General features: G+C 65.7%; 1 protein-coding gene. It reads left to right on the top strand.

What is annotated here, in order from left to right:
- On the top strand, nt 1-496 hold a 496-nt coding region (locus tag AC1DHL_RS29815), incomplete at both ends, for a lipid-A-disaccharide synthase (protein WP_478164339.1).

Here is a 496-nt window from a genome sequence, read left to right as displayed (position 1 = left end):
GCGTGGCACGATTGCCATGGTTGCCGGGGAGGCTTCCGGCGATTTGCTGGCATCGCTCCTGCTTGAAGGGCTTCATGCGCGGCTGGGCGAGTCCGTGGACTTCGCGGGCATCGGCGGCCGCCGCATGATGGCGCAGGGCTTCGTCTCGCACTGGCCGATGGAGACGCTCTCCGTCAACGGCTATGTGGAGGTGCTCGGTTCGCTGCGGGAAATCCTGGCAACGCGCCGGGCAATTCGCGAGAAGCTGCTGGCCAATCCGCCGCTGTGTTTCATCGGCGTAGACGCGCCCGACTTCAATTTCGGATTGGAAGTGCCCCTGCGCCGCTCGGGCATCCCTGTCGTGCATTTCGTCAGCCCGTCAATCTGGGCGTGGCGCGGCGGGCGCATTCGTACCATCGCGCGCGCGGTGGACCACATCCTCTGCCTGTTCCCGTTCGAGCCCGAGATCTATGCGAAGGCCGGCATTCCGGCGACCTACGTCGGTCATCCGTTGGCC

The organism is Variovorax sp. 10L426 (genome assembly GCF_056395305.1).
Note: the sequence above shows the minus strand (reverse complement) of the source record. Positions and strands in the feature narration are given on the sequence as shown.